At 68.2% G+C, this 19,159-nt stretch carries 14 protein-coding genes; 8 read left to right on the forward strand and 6 right to left on the reverse strand.

Annotated elements, in window-relative coordinates:
* Positions 1 to 180: 180 nt before the first annotated feature.
* The 5 genes from GSI01S_RS17415 (at position 181) to GSI01S_RS17435 (ending at position 5,477) form a co-directional block, all read left to right on the forward strand.
* On the forward strand, positions 181 to 1,329 hold the full coding sequence (locus GSI01S_RS17415) for an N-acetylglucosamine-6-phosphate deacetylase (protein ID WP_039868064.1): 1,149 nt from the start codon (positions 181 to 183) through the stop codon (positions 1,327 to 1,329).
* 131 nt (positions 1,330 to 1,460) lie between these two features.
* Positions 1,461 to 2,006 (forward strand): Rho termination factor N-terminal domain-containing protein, encoded by a 546-nt coding sequence (locus tag GSI01S_RS17420; protein WP_039868051.1) that lies wholly within the window; start codon positions 1,461 to 1,463, stop codon positions 2,004 to 2,006.
* A 36-nt stretch (positions 2,007 to 2,042) separates the two neighbouring features.
* Positions 2,043 to 3,131, forward strand: a complete 1,089-nt coding sequence (locus GSI01S_RS17425) for an S-(hydroxymethyl)mycothiol dehydrogenase (protein WP_006897954.1) — start codon at positions 2,043 to 2,045, stop codon at positions 3,129 to 3,131.
* Positions 3,128 to 3,793, forward strand: coding sequence for an MBL fold metallo-hydrolase (locus GSI01S_RS17430; protein ID WP_006897955.1), 666 nt, complete (start codon positions 3,128 to 3,130; stop codon positions 3,791 to 3,793). Before GSI01S_RS17425 ends, GSI01S_RS17430 begins: the two co-directional genes overlap by 4 nt.
* Positions 3,783 to 5,477 (forward strand): SulP family inorganic anion transporter, encoded by a 1,695-nt coding sequence (locus GSI01S_RS17435; protein ID WP_006897956.1) that lies wholly within the window; start codon positions 3,783 to 3,785, stop codon positions 5,475 to 5,477. Before GSI01S_RS17430 ends, GSI01S_RS17435 begins: the two co-directional genes overlap by 11 nt.
* A gap of 55 nt (positions 5,478 to 5,532) precedes the next feature.
* On the opposite strand, the gene GSI01S_RS17440 is transcribed toward GSI01S_RS17435, so the two are convergent.
* Positions 5,533 to 6,675 (reverse strand): SLC13 family permease, encoded by a 1,143-nt coding sequence (locus tag GSI01S_RS17440; protein ID WP_006897957.1) that lies wholly within the window; start codon positions 6,673 to 6,675, stop codon positions 5,533 to 5,535.
* 86 nt (positions 6,676 to 6,761) lie between these two features.
* Positions 6,762 to 7,154, reverse strand: coding sequence for a YccF domain-containing protein (locus tag GSI01S_RS17445; protein ID WP_039868053.1), 393 nt, complete (start codon positions 7,152 to 7,154; stop codon positions 6,762 to 6,764).
* A gap of 34 nt (positions 7,155 to 7,188) precedes the next feature.
* Here GSI01S_RS17445 and GSI01S_RS17450 point away from each other — a divergent pair, with 34 nt between their 5' ends.
* A complete protein-coding gene (locus tag GSI01S_RS17450; protein ID WP_045538737.1) occupies positions 7,189 to 7,452 on the forward strand; it encodes a hypothetical protein in 264 nt (87 codons plus the stop codon).
* Positions 7,453 to 7,492: 40 nt separating this feature from the next.
* Here the strand turns inward: GSI01S_RS17450 and GSI01S_RS17455 are convergent, their stop codons facing one another.
* The 4 genes from GSI01S_RS17455 to GSI01S_RS17470 all read right to left on the reverse strand — a co-directional run bounded on the left by GSI01S_RS17455 (position 7,493) and on the right by GSI01S_RS17470 (position 12,558).
* Positions 7,493 to 8,056, reverse strand: coding sequence for a LemA family protein (locus GSI01S_RS17455; RefSeq protein WP_006897960.1), 564 nt, complete (start codon positions 8,054 to 8,056; stop codon positions 7,493 to 7,495).
* Positions 8,057 to 8,126: 70 nt separating this feature from the next.
* Complete coding sequence (locus tag GSI01S_RS17460) at positions 8,127 to 9,899, reverse strand: DUF2207 domain-containing protein (RefSeq protein WP_006897961.1); 1,773 nt, start codon at positions 9,897 to 9,899, stop codon at positions 8,127 to 8,129.
* Between the two features lie 82 nt (positions 9,900 to 9,981).
* Complete coding sequence (locus GSI01S_RS17465) at positions 9,982 to 11,436, reverse strand: catalase (protein WP_006897962.1); 1,455 nt, start codon at positions 11,434 to 11,436, stop codon at positions 9,982 to 9,984.
* A gap of 129 nt (positions 11,437 to 11,565) precedes the next feature.
* Positions 11,566 to 12,558 (reverse strand): alpha/beta hydrolase, encoded by a 993-nt coding sequence (locus GSI01S_RS17470; RefSeq protein WP_039868056.1) that lies wholly within the window; start codon positions 12,556 to 12,558, stop codon positions 11,566 to 11,568.
* A gap of 211 nt (positions 12,559 to 12,769) precedes the next feature.
* Between GSI01S_RS17470 and gltB the strand changes: the two genes are divergently transcribed.
* Both gltB and GSI01S_RS17480 read left to right on the forward strand, forming a co-directional pair.
* On the forward strand, positions 12,770 to 17,404 hold the full coding sequence (gltB, locus tag GSI01S_RS17475; RefSeq protein WP_006897965.1) for a glutamate synthase large subunit: 4,635 nt from the start codon (positions 12,770 to 12,772) through the stop codon (positions 17,402 to 17,404).
* Positions 17,397 to 18,851: a glutamate synthase subunit beta gene (locus GSI01S_RS17480; protein ID WP_006897966.1), complete on the forward strand. Its 1,455-nt coding sequence runs from the start codon at positions 17,397 to 17,399 to the stop codon at positions 18,849 to 18,851. Before gltB ends, GSI01S_RS17480 begins: the two co-directional genes overlap by 8 nt.
* Positions 18,852 to 19,159: the final 308 nt, after the last annotated feature.

Genomic DNA, 19,159 nt, shown 5'->3' on the forward strand with positions numbered 1-19,159 from the left:
CCTGAGTAGAGCTTGCACTCCACTGTTCCGCCGGTCGGACGACCCGGTCAAGGAATTTGAGACTGAACTCACCAGTCGTCTCTTCCTGCAGTTTGGCGCCGATCCGCGGCGTCGCCGGCGATACACTCCGAGCCACTGGCGTCGAGTCGATTCGCGGAAGGGAGTCCCTTGAACGAGACGATGATCATCGCCGCGGGCACGCTCGTCGCCGACGGCGTGGTCCACCGGCCGGGCTGGGTGGAGATCGCGCAGGGCTTCATCACCGGTGTCGGCGCGGGTCCGCCGCCGGCCGCGGCGAGTGCGACCTTCGCCGACGGAGTGATCGTGCCGGGTTTCGTCGACATGCACGTCCACGGCGGCGGGGGATCGTCGTACACGGACGGGATCGGCGACGACGTGCGGGCCGCCGCCCGATTCCACCGGGAGCACGGAACCACGACGACGGTGACGAGCACGGTGAGCGCTGGTCGCGCCGAGCTCCGCGACATCGTCGCGCGTCTGAGCGTTCTGGTAGGCGAGGGGATCAGCGCGGGCATCCATCTCGAGGGACCCTGGATCAGCGGTGCGCGGTGCGGGGCGCACGACCCGGACGTGCTGCGCCCGCCGTCGCCGGGCGAGATCGACGAACTCCTCGAACTGGCCGACGGCGCCGTCGTGATGGTGACGCTGGCTCCCGAGCTTCCCGGCGCGATGGAGGCGATCGACCGCTTCGTGAGTGCGGGTGTCACGGTGGCCGTGGGGCACACCGACGCCACCTACGACCAGGTCCGAGAGGCGATTGCGCGGGGAGCTCGGGTCGCAACGCATCTGTTCAACGCGATGGCGCCGCTCAGCCACCGCGAACCAGGACCGCCGCTGGCCCTCATGGAGGATCCCCGCGTGGTGGTCGAGCTGGTGGCCGATGGGGTGCATCTGCATCCGGCCCTGGTGCGCGACGTGCAGCGTGCCGTCGGCTTCGACCGCGTCGCGCTCGTCACCGATGCGATGGCGGCCGCCGGCATGCCGGACGGCGCGTATCGACTGGGTGCTCTGGACGTCTCCGTCGCCGACGGCGTCGCGCGGGTCGCGCGGACCGGCGCGATCGCGGGAAGCACCGCCACCATGGCCGGATTGTTCGCGCGGACGGTCGCGGGCCTGCGCTCCGACGCCCCGGGCGTGCGAGACCGCGTCTCCGACGAGATCCTGCTCGGGGCGGTGGCCATGACCTCGGCCAACCCCGCCCGCGTTCTGGGGCGCGCGGACATCGGCGCCCTGGCATCGGGCCGCCGCGCGGATCTGGTGGTGCTCGACGCCGACCTGCGTGTGGTTCACGTTCATTCCGCACGCTGACCCCGCTGTTCGGATCTGCGGCGACGCATGCTACCCGCGAGTCGCATCGCGGGGTTTGCTCACAGTAGGGTCACAATTGACCCGGTCGGGCACTCCGGCTGGAGCCACAGACATATGGAGGTACACCAGTGATGAGTGGCAAGAAGAGCTTGATCAAGCGACTGGAGAAAGAGGTCAAGCGCCTCTCCGCCGAAGTGGTCGCGCTCCGCGACACGATGCTCGCCCGTTCTCCGATGCTGCCGAAGAAGCCTGAGACGCCCGCGCCCGCATCCAAGGCACCGACCGCCGTGAAGCCGGCGCAGCCCAAGCCCGCCGAGCCGAAGGCTGCTGAGCCCAAGTCCGCCGCGAAGCCTGCTGAGCCCAAGTCCGCCGCGAAGCCGGCGACTGCGAAGCCCGCCACCCCCAAGACCGCCGAACCCGGCGCCAAGACCACCGGCGCCACCGCCAAGCCGGCCACCGCCAAGTCCGCCACCGCCAAGTCCGGCGCTGCCAAGCCGAGCGCCGCGAAGACCGCCGCCAAGTCCGGTGCCACCAAGCCGGCTGCTTCCGCCAAGCCCGCGCCGAAGTCGGGAACCGCGTCGAAGACGGTGGCGGATCTGCGTGCCGAGGCCAAGGCGGCCGGAATCAAGGGATACTCGACGATGAAGAAGGCAGAACTCATCGCCGCTCTCGGCTGAACGCGTCGAAGTGCGGCCGTCCAACTAGGAGAACACGTGCCCACCGTCGTCAAGGGAGTCGTCTCCCGCAGCAAGAACGCGCCTACCGAACTGGTCGACATCACGATCCCGGATCCCGGGCCCAATGACGTGGTGGTCAAGATCAAGACGTGCGGCGTCTGCCATACCGACCTCGCCTACGCCACCGGCGGCATCAACGACGAGTACCCGTTCCTGCTCGGACACGAGGCGGCGGGCATCGTCGAGACGGTCGGCGACGCGGTGACCCACGTCGCGGCCGGCGACTACGTGATTCTGAACTGGCGTGCCGTGTGCGGCGAGTGCCGCGCCTGCAAGCGCGGTCGGCCCTGGTACTGCTTCGACACCTTCAACGCCAGTAAGCCGATGACCCTCGCCGACGGCACCGAACTGACTCCGGCGCTGGGCATCGGCGCCTTCGCCGAGAAGACGCTCGTCCACGAGGGACAGTGCACCAAGGTCGACGAAGCCGCGGATCCAGCCGTCGCCTGCCTCCTGGGCTGCGGGGTGATGGCCGGGCTCGGCGCCGCGATGAACACCGGGGAGGTCGGTCGCGGCGATTCGGTAGCGGTGATCGGCTGCGGTGGAGTCGGCGACGCGGCGATCGCCGGGTCGCGCCTGGCCGGTGCCACGACGATCATCGCCGTCGACCGCGACCCGAGCAAGCTCGACTGGGCCAGAGAGCTGGGCGCCACCCACACCATCGACGCGTCGGCGATCGACGACGTGGCCGAGGCCGTCAAGGAACTGACCGGGGGATTCGGCGCCGACGTGGTGATCGACGCCGTCGGCCGCCCCGAGACCTACCGGACGGCGTTCTACGCCCGCGATCTCGCCGGTGTCGTGGTGCTGGTCGGTGTGCCGACGCCGCAGATGCGCCTCGAGATGCCGCTGGTCGATTTCTTCAGTCACGGCGGGGCGCTCAAATCGTCTTGGTACGGCGACTGCCTGCCCGAACGCGACTTCCCGATGCTCATCGACCTGTTCCTGCAGGGCCGTCTTCCGCTCGACAAGTTCGTCACCGAGCGCATCGGCATCGACGGTGTGGACGACGCCTTCAAGGCCATGGAGGAGGGCCGCGTCCTGCGTTCGGTGGTGGAGCTGTGAGCACCGAGTCCACCGGACCCGAAGGATCGGTCCCCGCCGGTCTGCGGATCGACCGAGTCGTCACTTCCGGAACGTTCTCGCTCGACGGCGGCACCTGGGACGTCGACAACAACGTCTGGGTGGTCGGCGACGACGACCAGGCCGTCATCATCGATGCCGCGCACGACGCGGCGCCGATCCTGAAAGCCGTCGGCGACCGCGACGTGGTGGCGATCGTCCTGACCCACGCGCACAACGACCACATCGGAGTCGCCCCGGAACTCGCCGAGGCGACCGGCGCACCGATCCTGCTGCATCCGGCCGACGAGATGCTGTGGGACCGGACTCACCCGGGAGTGGCCCACGACGAACTCTCGGACGGACAGCGGATCGTGGTCGGCGGCCACGAACTCGAGGTGATCAACACGCCGGGCCATTCCCCCGGCTCGTGCGTGGTGTGGGCGCCGTCGGCGAACGTGCTCTTCAGCGGCGACACCCTGTTCCAGGGCGGACCGGGCGCCACCGGGCGTTCGTTCTCCAGTTTCGACGACATCATCGCATCCATCCGCGACCGAATCCTGGTGCTCGACCCGCAGACGCGCGTGTGCACCGGGCACGGCGACGAGACCACCGTCGGTGCCGAGGCAGGTGACCTCGACGAGTGGATTCGTCGTGGCCATTGACCGGCTGACGCGTCTTCGCCCGCCCGCGCTGAGCGGCTATCAGCGCTCCTGGCTGCGGGCCGACGTCCTCGCCGGGGCGTCGCTCGCAGCCGTCGCGATCCCGGAGGCGATGGGCTACAGTTCCATCGCCCATGTCCCGATCGGCGCCGGCTTGTACTCGCTGATCGTGCCGGCGGTGGTCTTCGCGCTGATCGGTGCGTCTCGGCTGCTGGTGGTCGGAGCGGATTCGGCCACCGCGGCGCTGCTCGCCTCGGGCATCGCGGGTCTCGGAGTGGTCGGGTTGCGGCCCGACACGGAGCAGTGGCTCGCCTGGGCCGGCCTCATCGCACTGGTGACCGGCGTGATGCTGCTGGTCGCCCGAGTTCTGCGCCTGGGCTTCCTGGGCGATTTCCTGTCGACCTCCGTGCTCGTCGGCTTCCTGGCCGGCGTCGGCGTGCTCGTGGTGACCGAGCAGATCCCCGGTATGCTCGGCGAACCGAAGCGCGACGCCGGCCACACTCTCGAGAAGTGGGCGCACGTGATCGGGGACGTCGACCGAGTGCACTGGCAGTCGATGCTGTTCGCCGCGGTGACGCTGGCCGGCCTGCTCGGCGTCCGACGGCTGCGGCCCAGCCTGCCGACGCCGATTCTGATCGTGATCGGGTCGATCGTCGCCGTGGCGGTATTCGGCCTCGATCGCTGGGTGCCGACGGTCGGGCCCGTCGACGCCGGTCCGCCGTCGATCGACTTTCCACCGATGAGCGAGGTGCTCGGGCGCCTTCCCACCGTTCTCACGGTCTCTTTCGGGTGCGTCTTGGTGATCTTGGCGCAGAGTGCGGCGACGGCACGCAGCTTCGCTCAGCGCCACGGAGATCGGATCGACGTCAACCGCGACATCCTCGGGCTGTCGGCGGCGAACGTCTCCGCGTCCCTCACCGGCTCGTTCGTGGTGAACGGCAGTCCCACCAAGACCGCGATCCTCGACCGTCAGCGCGGCCGCACTCAGGTCGCGAACATCACGACCGCCGTTGTGACGCTCGTGGTGGTGGTTGCCGCGTCCGGTCCGCTCGGTGATCTCCCGGAGGCGGTGCTGGCAGCGATCGTGTTCATGGTCGGACTCGATCTGATCGACTGGGCGGGGTTCGCGCACATCTGGCGGATCCGGCGCGTGGAGTTCGCCATCGCGGTGCTGACGACCGTGATGGTGGTGGTCTTCGGCGTGTTGACCGGCATCGTCGCCGCGATGGTGATGTCGGTGCTGCAGATCATTCACCGTCAGTACCGCCCGGAGCGGTTCGTCGTAGGGGTCGGCCGGAACGGGCAGCGCGAGTACGAGAGCGCCCGACCCGGGCATCAGACCCTGCCGGGACTCATCGTCTTCCGTTACGACGCGGACCTCTTCTATGCCAACGTCGGACGGTTCACCGACGACGTGACCGCGCTGATCAAAGCTGCGCCCGACCCGGTGCGATGGCTGGTGCTGGACTGTTCGGCGATCTCGGACGTCGACTATTCGGCGGCGAAGGCACTGCGCGATCTCATCGACTACGTGCATTCGGTGCATGCGAGGTTCATCCTCGCCGGTGTGACCCCGGAATTGCGGGGCGCACTCGAGACCGCGCAGTTGCTCGCCGATCTGGCACCCGACAGCGTGTATCCGAGCGTCGGCTCGGCGGTTCGCGCGTTCGAGCAGTCACCGCACTGAGCCGGTCCGCGCCGAGTCGTCACGCCGCGCAGGCGCCGTTCCGCCGGCCGCCCTGTCAGGATGTCGCCGACAGCGTCAGCGTGGCCGCCGCGACGATGGCCGGAGCGGCGACAGCACCGACGAAGACGTATCTGCGCCAGCCGAACTCGACTCCTTCGTCGACCAGCCGTTGATGCCAGAGCAGCGTCGCCAGCGAGGCCCACGGCGTCACCAGAGGTCCCGCGTTGACTCCGATCAGCAGTGCCGCAAGGGTGATCGGCGAGGTGGTCGCCGGTTCGAGGAGCAGGAAGCCCGGCAGATTGTTCACCAGGTTCGCGCCGACTGCGCCCGCCCCCGCGAACGCCCAGACACTCGCCGTGCCGTGTTCGGAGAGCCGACCGAGGGGGTCGAGCAGGCCCGAGGCCTCGACCGCGCCCGCCACCAGGAACAGGCCGCCGGCGAACAACAGAAGCGACCACGGAATCAGGCCGAACTGCAGCGCCTCGGGTCGGCGGAGGGCGAACGTCGCCGTGAGGGCGAGCGCGGCGAGGCAGGCAGGCACCCACGGTGCGGGCATCACCACCAGCAGCGGGATGAGAAGCGCGAGTATCGACGAACAGATCCGAAACAGTGTCTGGTCGCCGACGTACGGGACCGGCGACGCACGGAATCGGCCGCGGAGCTCGCGTCGATGCAGCAGCCACAGGACCCCGACCGTCGCGGCCGTTGCGCACACGGCCGGCAGCCCGAGCAGGGAGACGAAGCCCGCGGCGCCGTGAACGTTCAGACGGTCCAGTGCCAGCAGATTCGTCAGGTTGGAGACGGGAAGCAACAACGAAGCGGTGTTTGCGAGCCACACCGTGGTCAGCGCGAACGGTGCGGGCGCGACGCCCGCGACGCGCGCCAATGCGAGTACGACCGGTGTCAGCAGGACCGCGGTGGTGTCGAGCGACAGGAAGGCCGTGCAGACCACGGCCAAGAGGACCGTCAGCAGCCACAGGCCGAAGACCCGGCCGCGGGCCAGAACACCGAGCCGCGCCGCGACCACTTCGAACACCCCGGCCTCCGCGGCCAGTTGCGCGACCACCGTGATCGCCACGACGAACAGCAGCACCGGCCACGCTCGGTCGAATGTCGCGGCGGCGTCCGCGGCGGGCAGAGCTCCCGTCACCAGGGCCGTCGCACCGGCGAGCACCAGTGCGCCGCCGATCCACGCCATCGCCACGGATCAATGATGCCCGGCCGAACAGCGACCCGCGGGACCGGACACCGCCGGCCGCCTGCACCGCCCCGTCACCGGTCGGTTCAGTACGCCGCGCGCGGATCGTTGGTCGAGACGATCTCGGCGCCGAGCGGTACCAGGGAGATGGGGATCATCTTGAAGCTCGCGACACCCAGCGGGATGCCGATGACGGTGATGCACAGGGCGAGGCCGGTGGTGAGGTGGCCCAGCGCCAGCCAGATACCCGCGACGATGATCCAGATGACGTTGCCGACCGTCGACGCGGGGCCCGCGGTCGGCTTGCGGACCACGGTGCGTCCGAAGGGCCACAGCGCGTAGTTCGCCATGCGGAACGACGCGATACCGAAGGGGATCGTGATGATGAGGATGCAGCAGACGATGCCGGCCAGTACATAACCGATCGCCATCCACAGTCCGCACAGGACCAGCCACAACACGTTCAGTATCGTCCTCATGGCCCCATTGTCCTGCGTCGCCTACGCTTTCGGAATGGGTATTGACCCCGAACCCGGAGCCGGTCGCCGAGCGATCTGGTCGGCGGCCGCGCTCATCGTCCTCACCGTCCGAGTCCTGGCGACCATCGCGACCGTCTTCTTCACGATCGCCTGGCTGGTCGCCGCGGTGCGTTCGAGCCTGCTCAACGGCTGGCTGTGGTGGGCCGCCGGCGCGGCCATCGCCATGGCGATCAGTTGGTATCTGTACAGCTACCTGCGGGTCCGCTATCCGAGCACGAGCCGCCGGTGGGAGCCCTGATGAGGCCTTCCCTCCCGGCGGCTCGCGAGTGCGCTGCTGCTCAGAACTGAACCTGCGGCGGCTGCTCCTGTCCCGCCGGGGCCTGGTAGAACTCGCGGACGCGAACCCCGGCCATGCCGGAGAACAGCATCCACGGGATGGTCTGCACCGCCTGGTTCAGGCGCGAGACGGCGTCGTTGTAGTACTGGCGCGCGAACGAGAGCTTGTTCTCGGTTTCTCCGAGTTCGGTCTGCAGCGCCATGAAATTGGGCGCTGCCTGCAGCTGCGGGTAGTTCTCAGCGACAGCGAACAGCCGCCCGAGGGCTCCGCTCATCTGCGCCTCAGCGGCGGCCTTGTCGGCCACTGACGCCCCCTGCGCCGCCTGCTGCATGTGAGCGCGGGCCTCGGTCACCGCCTCCAGCACGCCCGACTCGTGGGCCGCGTACCCCTTCACCGTATTCACCAGGTTGGGGATCAGATCGGCGCGCCGAGTGAGCTGGACGTCGATACCGCCGAGCGCTTCCTGAGCGGTGATGTCCGCCTTGCGGAGTTTGTTGAAGCCGACCATCACGAAGACGGCCAGCAGGACGAGCAGGACAACGATGACGATCAGTGCCCAGATCACGATTGGTGCCTCTTTCTATTAAGGGACGTGCACAGAGAATGGCATGGAGGGACGGCCGGCCGCGACGGGCTCACCACGAACCGCCTCCTCCGCCACCGCCGCCTCCGCCGCCGAAGCCGCCGCCGAATCCTCCGCCGCCGCCTGAGGACGACTGCGACGAGCTGTACGCCGACAGGGACGACGAGAGGCTCGATTCGAAGCTGTCCATGCCGGAGCCGGCGCCGCCGAACAGGGCATGCGAGCTGCCGATGTAGAAGCCGGGGAACCAGATCGGGTCGGGCGGTTCCTGCCCGGTCGCATAGCGATACTTGGCAGCCCACGCGTCGGCGCAGTCGAAGGCCATCGCGTACGGAATGTAGCTGGTGAAGAGGTCCTTGCGGGCGGAGAAGTCGAGTCTTTCCCGGTTCGACGTAGTCGACAGGAGCCGCTCGAAACCGCCGGCCCGCGACCACACCTCACGGCCCAGCCGCGTACGCCGGGTGCCGACCCCCGCCACGTAGAGTCCGGCGCCGCCGACCGCGAACGCTGCGAACGGCAGCGCCATGATCGTGCCCGGGAGGAGTTGGAAGATCATCAACACGGCTGCGACGACCACCGCCGCCGCCACGACCACGCGCCCAGCGAGCTCCGAGCGGCTGACCCGCAGCGCTCCGCTCCCGGTGCCCCAGTTGGCGGTCGCGGCGTCCATCTCCTTGGTCGCCGTGGACAGCCGCAGTCCGGCGTTCTTGGACCCGTCGGCGGTGAAGGTCGAGCCCTCGTGCGACAGGCCCAGTGCCGCGACCACCGCGTTGGCGGCGGGATCGAGTGAGGCGAACCGCTCCGGCGTGAGCTGCGAGATGACGGTCCAGTCCTTGTTCGACGTCCGGTCGAGCCGGACGTGTCCCTGCTCGGCGAGGTGGAAGAGGGTGGCGACCAGCGCCTTCTTGGGCATGTCCTCGTATGCGACGTAGTAGGTCTGGACCGGTCCGAGCTTGCGGCTCTGCTTCTGCGGGTCGGCCGGCGGCTCGTACATGACCGGTAGCAGCGGCGCGTGCTCCCGGCTGCGCCACATCCAGTAGAAGCCCCCGGCGAACGTCAGAAGCGAGAGCAGAACGATGACGATCGGCATGGCCTTCGACGTGCCCAGAATCGGGTCCATCGACACCGACCACGGCAGCTGTGCGCGGCCGGGACCCGGGAAGGGCAGGTCGGCCTTCACCGCGACGCCGACGTTCGGTTCCAGCGGGCCGGTGGTGACCACTCGCGTGGCCGGGTCCGGTTCCGACACCTGGCACGCGGTTCCGTTGTTGGTGCTGCACGCGAACGACGTCGGCGCCTCGGGGAAGTGGACGGTGCTGGTGGAGCGCTCCATCCGCATTCGCCAGCCGTTGCCCACCACGCGCCAGATGAAGCGGCCCGGGTCGCCGTCCGCGATGGTGTCTGCGATCCGGTACGACACCCGGTACACGTGCTCGCCGGGTGAGACGAGGGTGTCGGCGTCGCCGATCCGTGCCGTCTCGAACTTGCCGCCCTCCTCGGAACCCAGCTCGAACGGAACCGCCTGCCCGTCCATCGTGATCCGGATGTCGCGGGGTTCGTAACGCACGCCCTTGTTCTCCGGGTTCGCGTCGGAGACATCCCAGAATTGGAAGATCCCGTGCTTGCCCTCCGGCAGATCGACCGTCAGCGTCTCGTCCACGGCCAGTTCGCCGTCGCGCGCGAGGGCGTAATCGGCGCGGTAATCGGTGATCACGGCCGTGTCGACGGTCTCGTCGCCCGACGACGCCGAGTTCGCGACCAGCGGCCAGAAGACGCCGATCACGGTGGCGATGAGCGCCACCAGCGACAGCAGGAATCGTTTCATGCGGCGATCCTATGCGCCGCCGGCCGAGTTCTCTGTTCGATGAATGACTCGGCCGGCGACGCCCAGGATTACCACGACGGCATCACTGTGCCGCGCGCACTCCCGCCTCGATCGCCGCACCGGTGTCGGCGTCGATATTCCGCCAGTACTCGAAAGCCCTGGACAGGACCGGCTCGGAGACGCCGTCGAGCAGGTGACCGACCACGTTGTCGACCAACCGGCTTCGCGCGGCGTCGTCCATCACGTCGCGGACGAGTGTTCCGGGCTGCGTCACATCGTCATCCTCCGGGTGATCGACGTAGGCGCTGCGCACGATCTCACCGTCGGCCGCCCACTGCGGTTCGGCCTGTCCGGGGTACACCGCGGCCGGACCGCCCTTCGAATTGGGCGCGTACACGGGGTCGGTGACCGGATCGATCCGCATCGCCCCGTCCTTCGAGTAACTGCGCACCTCGTTGCGCGGACGGTTGACCGGGATCTGCTTGTAGTTGGCTCCCAGCCGTGCGCGGTGTGCGTCCGAGTACGAGAAGACCCGGCCCAGGAGCATCCGGTCGGGGCTGAAACCGATTCCCGGGACCACGTTGCTCGGCTCGAAGGCCGCCTGCTCGATCTGCGCGTGATTGTCCGTCGGATTGGTGTGCAGGGTCATCTTCCCGACCTCGTGCAGCGGATAGTCGCCGTGCGGCCACACCTTCGTCAGATCGAACGGATTGAAGCGGTAGCCCGCGGCGTCGTCGAACGGCATCAGCTGCACCTTCAACGTCCACGTGGGATGATCGCCGCGATCGATCGACTCGTACAGATCCCGCATGTGGTAGTCGCTGTCCTGCCCGGCGAGCCGGTCGGCCTCCTCCTGGGTCAGGAACTCGATGCCCTGATCGGTGATGAAGTGGTACTTCACCCAGTGCTTGACGCCCTCGGCGTTGACCCACAGGTACGTGTGGGAGCTGTAGCCGTTCATGTGCCGCCAGGTGCGCGGGATGCCGCGATCGCCCATCAGCCAGGTGACCTGGTGTGAGGACTCGGGCGACAGCGTCCAGAAATCCCACTGCATGTCGTGGTCGCGGAGATTGTTGTCGGCACGCCGCTTCTGCGACCGGATGAAGTGCTGGAACTTCATCGGGTCCTTGATGAAGAACACCGGCGTGTTGTTGCCGACCATGTCGTACACACCCTCGTCGGTGTAGAACTTCAGGGCGAATCCGCGGGGGTCGCGCCAGGTGTCGGGGCTGCCCCGCTCGCCCGCGACGGTGGAGAAGCGCGCGACCATCTCGGTCTTCACTCCCGGCTGGAACAGCGAAGCGCAGGTGTAGGGCGAGACGTCGGCGGTGGTCTCGAAAGTGCCGAACGCGCCGCTTCCCTTGGCGTGGGGCTGGCGCTCGGGAATGCGTTCACGATTGAACTGGGCCATCTGCTCGAGCAGATAGTGGTCGTGCAGAACGATCGGCCCTCCGGGGCCGACGGTGAGCGAGTGCTCATCGCTGCCGGCCGGAGCGCCGGAGTCGGTAGTCGTGTAGTTGGTGGTCTCCTCGGACATATCACCCTCCCAGGAAGGTTGAGTGCGGGCTGTACGGGGCTCGGCGCCTGCCGAGGCCCCGCCTTCGACACTATCGCCCGTCCGGCAGACGTGCCCGACAAACGGACATCGGTCGCCGCGTGGCGTCCGCTATCGGCGGCGCTGCCGCGAGATGAACTCAGCGGCCGCGCCCACGGCCCGCTCCGACTCGGGGGAGAAGTACGGGAACATCTGGAAGACATGCCCCTGACCAGGCCACTCCTGCAGCTCCGACAGTCCACCGGCGTCGAGCAGCCTGCGGTGGACGGTGCGGGCGTCGTCGGCCATGATCTCTCGCGCGCCCACCTGGATGAGGGTCGGCGGCAGGTCCATCGCGGGGGAGAGCTTGATCCGCATCCGCGGATGGTCGGGATCGGCGCCCGCGGTGTAGAGACCGAGGAAGGTCACCGCCGCGCCGACGTCGATGATCGGGTCTCGGACGCCGCGGTCGGCCAGATCTCGTGCGAGCTGGAAAGTGGGGTCGTACAGCGGCGAGAACAGTGCCATCGCCCGCGGTTGCGGCACGCCGTCGGAGTGATTGGCGGCCAGGAGGTCGAGCGCCAGGTGGCCGCCGGCCGAGTCGCCGGCCACGATGATCTGCCCGGCGTCGAACCCCTGATCGAGCAGCCAGCGGTATCCGCGGACGGTGTCGTCGCCGCCGCTGGGCCAACGATGCTCCGGACCCAACCGGTAGTCGAGGCTGAACGCACCGATCCCCGCGCGCCCGGCGAGCCGTGCGACCAGCCCGCGATGGGTGCGCGCCGAGCAGATCACGTATCCGCTTCCGTGCAGGTAATAGAGAATCGTGTCGTCGGTCGACGGTGCCGGGACGTCGGCTCGCCCGCGCCCGTGAACCCACTCTCCGCGGACCTGCCCGGAGTCGGTGAGTTCGCGGACCGGGGTGATGCGGGTGCCGCGCGGAACCGGGCTCAGCAGCGACAGGCCGCGGTTGACGCCCGGGCGGGTCATCGTCAGGAGCCGCGGACTGGCCAGGACACTCCGCCCCGCCGCGGCCATCAGCGGCCGCGAGGCGAACGTCGACCTCGAGAAGGCGCGGGCACGCAGTGACGCGCGACTTTCACCCGCGTGTGACGTGGTGTACACAGTGGGACTGTATCCACTTTTTGCCTCAGCCGGGCCCGAGTGGAATACTTGAAGTACTGCGCTTTGCGTCGAGGGGTCACCCCCTGCGACCTGAGCGGGCCAGCAATGAAGCTGAATCCCCGGGCGGTGCGCTGGTTCGCACTGACCTCTGACCCGGGACTCTCTCCAGTACGTATCAGTACGCAGCGTCGCGTGCGGAGTAGGCAGATTCATGAAGCACTTGCCGGGGCCCGTCGGGCTCTACGATCCGATCAACGAGCATGACGCATGCGGCGTCGCGTTCGTCGTCGACATGCACGGTCGCCGCAGCCGCGACATCGTCGAGAAGGCCATCACCGCCCTGGTGAACCTCGAGCATCGCGGTGCGGCCGGTGCCGAGCCCAACACGGGCGACGGCGCGGGCATCATGATTCAGGTCCCCGACCGCTTCCTGCGCGAGGTGGTGGACTTCGACCTCCCCGCCGAGGGCTCGTACGCCACCGGCATCGCCTTCCTGCCCCAGTCGGCCGGCGACGCCGCCGAGGCGGTCGAGGGCGTCGAGGAGATCATCGCCGCGGAGGGGCTCACTCTCCTCGGATGGCGCGACGTGCCGGTGGACGAGAGCTCGCTCGGCGCACTGGCGCGCGATGCGATGCCGACCTTCCGGCAGGTCTTCCTCGCGCTCGCCGGGAGCGAGGCGAGCGGGCGCACACCGTCCAGCGCGGAGATCATGGAACTCGAGCGCAAGGCCTACGTGGTCCGCAAGCGCGTCCAGTACGAGCTCGGCGAGAAGGGCGCCGGCCAGGACGGCCCCGGCCGCGACACCGTCTACTTCCCGAGCCTGTCGGGGCAGACGTTCGTCTACAAGGGCATGCTGACCACTCCTCAGCTGCGCGACTTCTACCTGGACCTGCAGGACGAGCGTGTGGAGAGCGCGCTCGGCATGGTCCACAGCCGCTTCTCGACGAACACCTTCCCGTCGTGGCCTCTCGCCCACCCGTTCCGCCGAGTCGCGCACAACGGCGAGATCAACACCGTCAGCGGTAACGAGAACTGGATGCGCGCCCGCGAGTCGCTCATCAAGACCGACGTCTTCGGCGACAGCCTCGACAAGGTGTTCCCGGTCTGCACTCCCGGCGCGTCGGACACCGCACGGTTCGACGAGGTCCTCGAGCTGCTGCACCTGGGCGGACGCACCCTGCCGCACGCAGTGCTGATGATGGTCCCGGAGGCCTGGGAGCGCAGCGAGGACATGAAGCCCGAGCATCGGGCGTTCTACGAGTACCACTCGGCACTGATGGAGGCATGGGACGGACCGGCGTCGGTCTGCTTCACCGACGGCACTGTCATCGGCGCCGTCCTGGACCGGAACGGACTGCGTCCGTCCCGCATCTGGGTCACCAAGGACGGGCTCGTGGTTCTGGGGTCGGAGGTCGGCGTCCTCGACATCGACCCCGCCGATGTGGTCGCCAAGCAGCGACTCCAGCCCGGAAAGATGTTCCTGGTCGACACCGCGCAGGGCCGCATCGTCGCCGACGAGGAGATCAAGGACTCGCTGGCCGGCGAGCAGCCGTACCAGGAGTGGCTCGACGCCAACCAGGTCGCACTGTCCGACCTGCCCGCGCCGCCGCACAAGCACATGGCGCACGATCGCGTGACGCTGCGTCAGCAGATGTTCGGCTACACCACCGAGGATCTGAAGCTGCTCATCTCGCCGATGGCCGCGACGGGCGGCGAGGCGCTGGGCTCGATGGGCACCGACACCCCGGTCGCCGTCCTGTCGAACCGGCCGCGGATGCTCTTCGACTACTTCCAGCAGCTGTTCGCCCAGGTCACGAACCCGCCGCTCGACGCCATCCGCGAGGAGGTGGTCACCAGCCTCGGCGGCCGCATCGGCGGTGAGCGCGATCTGCTGAACCCGGCCGCGGGTTCGGCCAAGCAGATCGTGCTGAGCCAGCCGATCCTCGACAACGACGATCTGGCGCGGCTCGTGGAGATCGACCCGGCCACCGGCTTCCCCTCCGTGCACATCCACGGTCTGTACCCGGTCGCCGAGGGCGGTGAAGGTCTGCGTCGGGCACTCGACGGAGTCCGCAGCAAGGTGTCGGCGGCCATCGCCGACGGCGCCCGCATCATCGTGCTCTCCGACCGCGAGTCGGACGAGACCCTCGCGCCGATCCCGTCGCTGCTGCTGACCGCGGCGGTTCATCACCACATGGTGCGTGAGCGGACCCGGACCCGGGCCAGCCTCATCATCGAGTCGGGCGACGCCCGCGAGGTGCACCACATGGCGCTGCTCGTCGGCTTCGGCGCCAGCGGCATCAACCCCTACATGGCCTTCGAGACCATCGAGGACATGCTCGAGTCGGGCAGCCTCGACGTCCCGGGGACCGAGGACATGAGCCACGAAGCCACCTTCGCCGTCGCCCGCGCCAACTACATCAAGGCGGCGGGCAAGGGCGTCCTGAAGGTGATGAGCAAGATGGGCATCTCGACGGTGCCGTCGTACACCGGCGCTCAGCTGTTCCAGGTCATCGGCTTGGGGCAGGAGGTCGTCGACGAGTTCTTCACGGGTCTGAACAGCCAGCTCGACGGCATCGGGCTCGACGAGATCGCCGACGAGGTGGCCCAGCGTCACGCTCTCGCGTTCACCAAGCGTCCCGCCGAGCGCGCTCATCGCGAACTCGAGGTCGGTGGCGAGTACCAGTGGCGCCGCGAGGGCGAGTACCACCTGTTCAACCCGGACACGGTGTTCAAGCTTCAGCACTCCACCCGCACCGGTCAGTACTCGGTGTTCAAGGAGTACACCAAGCTGGTCGACGACCAGGCCGCCAAGCTGGGCACACTGCGCGGTCTGTTCGACTTCAACTTCGGCGACCGCGACCCGATCCCGATCGACAAGGTGGAGCCGGCCAGCGAGATCGTCAAGCGTTTCTCGACGGGCGCGATGAGCTACGGCTCCATCTCGGCGGAGGCGCACGAGACGCTCGCGATCGCGATGAACCGTCTGGGTGGCCGGTCGAACTCGGGTGAGGGCGGCGAGGACCCGCGCCGCTTCGTCCACGACGAGAACGGCGACTGGCGCCGCAGTGCGATCAAGCAGGTCGCCTCCGGCCGCTTCGGTGTCACCAGCCACTACCTGAGCAACTGCACCGACATCCAGATCAAGATGGCGCAGGGCGCCAAGCCAGGCGAGGGCGGCCAGCTGCCTCCGCACAAGGTGTACCCGTGGGTCGCCGAGGTGCGCGGCAGCACGCCCGGCGTCGGCCTCATCTCGCCGCCGCCGCACCACGACATCTACTCGATCGAGGATCTCGCTCAGCTGATCCACGACTTGAAGAACGCGAATCCGCAGGCCCGGATCCACGTGAAGCTGGTGTCGGAACTGGGTGTGGGCACCGTCGCCGCGGGCGTCTCCAAGGCGCACGCCGACGTCGTCCTGATCTCCGGACACGACGGCGGCACCGGTGCGAGCCCGCTGACCTCGCTGAAGCACGCCGGCGCCCCGTGGGAGATCGGCTTGGCCGAGACCCAGCAGACACTGCTGCTCAACGGTCTGCGCGACCGCATCGTGGTGCAGGTCGACGGTCAGCTGAAGACGGGCCGCGACGTGATGATCGCCGCCCTGCTCGGTGGTGAGGAGTTCGGTTTCGCGACCGCTCCGCTGGTGGTCTCGGGCTGCATCATGATGCGCGTGTGCCACCTCGACACCTGCCCGGTGGGCGTCGCCACGCAGAACCCGCTGCTGCGTGAGCGGTTCTCCGGCAAGCCGGAGTTCGTCGAGAACTTCATGCTCTACGTCGCCGAGGAGGTGCGCGAACTGCTCGCGCGCCTGGGCTTCCGCACCCTGCAGGAGGCCGTCGGACGGTTCGAGGCGCTCGATACGCGCAAGGCGCTCGAACACTGGAAGAACCACAAGGCCGGCAAGCTCGACCTGACGCCGATTCTGACGATGCCCGAGTCTCCGTTCATGAACCAGGACCTGTACTGCTCCGGCACTCAGGACCACGGCTTGGACAAGGCCCTCGACAACGAGCTGATCGAGAAGGCCCGGGCCGCGATCGAGTCCGGCACCCGCGTCACGCTGGCGTCCCCGATCAGCAACGTGAACCGGACGGTCGGAACCATGCTGGGCCACGAGGTCACCAAGGCCTACGGTGCCCAGGGACTGCCGGAGGGGACGATCTCCATCGACTTCACCGGTTCGGCGGGCAACAGCTTCGGCGCCTTCGTCCCGCGCGGTATCACCATGCGCATCGAGGGCGACGCGAACGACTTCGTCGGCAAGGGGCTCTCGGGCGGCAAGATCGTCGTTCGGCCGCCGCGCAACGCGCCCGCCGAATTCGTGGCCGAGGACAACATCATCGGCGGCAACGTGATCGCATTCGGCGGCACGGCGGGCAAGATCTTCCTGCGCGGTGTGGTCGGCGAGCGGTTCTGTGTCCGCAACTCGGGTGTCCAGGCGGTCGTCGAAGGCGTCGGCGACCACGGATGCGAGTACATGACCGGCGGTACCGCCGTGATTCTGGGACGTACCGGACGGAACTTCGCGGCGGGCATGTCCGGCGGCGTCGCATACGTCTACAACCCGCACGGTGAGTTCGAGGCCGACCTGAACACCGAACTGGTGGAGCTCGAAGAGCTCGACGCCGACGATCTGACCGTGCTGTCGGGCCTGCTCACCGAGCATCGCGACGAGACCGGTTCGCCGGTCGCCGCGGCGATCCTCGACGACTGGGACGTCGCCCGCGGGCACTTCGTGAAGGTGATGCCCCGCGATTACAAGAAGGTGCTCGTCGCCATCGACGCCGCCGAGCGCTCCGGACGAGATGTGAACGAAGCGATCATGGAGGCGGCACGTGGCTGATCCGAGAGGTTTTCTCAAGCACCCCGAGCGGGAGACGCCGGTCCGCCGGCCCGTCGAACTGCGGCTGCTCGACTGGAAAGAGGTGTACACCGAGTTCGACAAGGGCACCCTGCAGACGCAGGCGAGCCGCTGTATGGACTGCGGAATTCCGTTCTGCCACAACGGATGCCCGCTCGGTAACCTGATCCCCGAGTGGAACGATCTGGTGTACCGCGACCAGTGGGACGCAGGCATGGACAGACTCCACGCCACCAACAACTTCCCCGAGTTCACCGGGCGGCTGTGTCCGGCGCCCTGCGAGGCGTCGTGCGTGCTGGGCATCAATCAGCCCGCCGTGACCATCAAGCAGGTCGAGGTGGAGTTGATCGAGAAGGCCTGGGGCGACGGGACGGTGACTCCGGTGATCCCCACGCAGCGCACGGGCAAGAAGGTGGCCGTGGTCGGTTCGGGACCCGCCGGACTGGCGGCCGCACAGCAGCTCACGCGTGCCGGCCACGATGTGACCGTCTTCGAGCGCGCGGACCGTATCGGCGGTCTCCTCCGATACGGGATTCCCGAGTTCAAGATGGAGAAGCGGTTCATCGACCGCCGGCTCGAGCAGATGGAGGCCGAAGGCACCGTCTTCCGTACCGGAGTCAACGTCGGTGTCGACGTCACGGTGGAGCAACTCCGCGGCGACTTCGATGCGGTGGTCCTGGCCAACGGTTCCACCATCGGCCGTGACCTCCCGATTCCGGGACGCGAGCTCGACGGCATCCATCAGGCGATGGAGTTCCTGCCGCAGGCCAACCGCGTCCAGCACGGTGACGTGGTGGACGGCCAGATCACGGCGGAGGGCAAGCACGTCGTGATCATCGGCGGCGGCGACACCGGCGCGGACTGCCTCGGCACCTCGCTGCGCCAGGGTGCCGCACAGGTGCACCAGTTCGAGATCATGCCCAAGCCGCCGATCGAGCGTGCCGAATCGACTCCGTGGCCGACGTACCCGCTGATGTACCGGGTCTCGTCCGCTCACGAAGAGGGCGGCGAGCGCGTGTACAGCGTGAACACCGAGGAGTTCGTCGGAGAGAACGGCAAGGTCACCGCGCTCAAGGCCCACGAGGTCAAGATGACCGGCGGCCGCTTCGAGAAGGTGGAGGGCACGGACTTCGAATTGAAGGCGGACCTGGTGCTGCTCGCGATGGGCTTCGTCGGCCCGGAGCGCGGCGATCTGCTCGACAAGCTCGGAGCCACCTACGACGCTCGAGGCAACGTGGCCCGCGGAGGCGATTTCGGTGCCGTCGGACTCCCCGGCGTGTTCGTCGCGGGCGATGCCGGACGCGGACAGTCGCTGATCGTCTGGGCGATCGCCGAGGGACGGTCCGCCGCCGCCGGCGCCGACGCGTACCTGATGGGTTCCACCCAGCTCCCGTCGCCGATCCTCCCGACGACGGTCGCGCAGCGGTAGCGACGCGGGGCCGGTCAGGAATCGTCGAGCTTCCACACTCTCATCGAACCTCTCCCAGGCTCATCGAGTAAGCGGAGGAGCGAACTAGGCTCATCGAGTAAGCGGAGGAGCGAACTAGGCTCATCGAGTAAGCGGAGGAGCGAAGCGGGGGAGCGCATCGAGATCCCCCACCAAAACACTCCAACAGGGCGGTCCGGCCGAAAGGCCGGGCCGCCCTGCGCCGTTCCCCCCACCACTGCGCCAAGAACTTGTCGCAGGTCACACCTGCGGCGATTTGACCTCACGTCCATCTGTGCGTAACTTATTCG

The sequence above is a fragment of the Gordonia sihwensis NBRC 108236 genome, from assembly GCF_000333035.1.
GTDB classification, from domain to species: Bacteria; Actinomycetota; Actinomycetes; order Mycobacteriales; family Mycobacteriaceae; genus Gordonia; species Gordonia sihwensis.

Excerpts from the sequence above, each read along its gene's own strand:
- gltB (WP_006897965.1), top strand. The coding sequence starts at position 12,770 with ATGAAGCACTTGCCGGGGCCCGTCGGGCTCTACGATCCGATCAACGAG.
- GSI01S_RS17450 (WP_045538737.1), top strand. The coding sequence starts at position 7,189 with ATGGGTATTGACCCCGAACCCGGAGCCGGTCGCCGAGCGATCTGGTCG.
- GSI01S_RS17445 (WP_039868053.1), bottom strand. The coding sequence starts at position 7,154 with ATGAGGACGATACTGAACGTGTTGTGGCTGGTCCTGTGCGGACTGTGG.
- GSI01S_RS17415 (WP_039868064.1), top strand. The coding sequence starts at position 181 with ATGATCATCGCCGCGGGCACGCTCGTCGCCGACGGCGTGGTCCACCGG.
- GSI01S_RS17440 (WP_006897957.1), bottom strand. The coding sequence starts at position 6,675 with ATGGCGTGGATCGGCGGCGCACTGGTGCTCGCCGGTGCGACGGCCCTG.
- GSI01S_RS17465 (WP_006897962.1), bottom strand. The coding sequence starts at position 11,436 with ATGTCCGAGGAGACCACCAACTACACGACTACCGACTCCGGCGCTCCG.
- GSI01S_RS17420 (WP_039868051.1), top strand. The coding sequence starts at position 1,461 with ATGAGTGGCAAGAAGAGCTTGATCAAGCGACTGGAGAAAGAGGTCAAG.
- GSI01S_RS17460 (WP_006897961.1), bottom strand. The coding sequence starts at position 9,899 with ATGAAACGATTCCTGCTGTCGCTGGTGGCGCTCATCGCCACCGTGATC.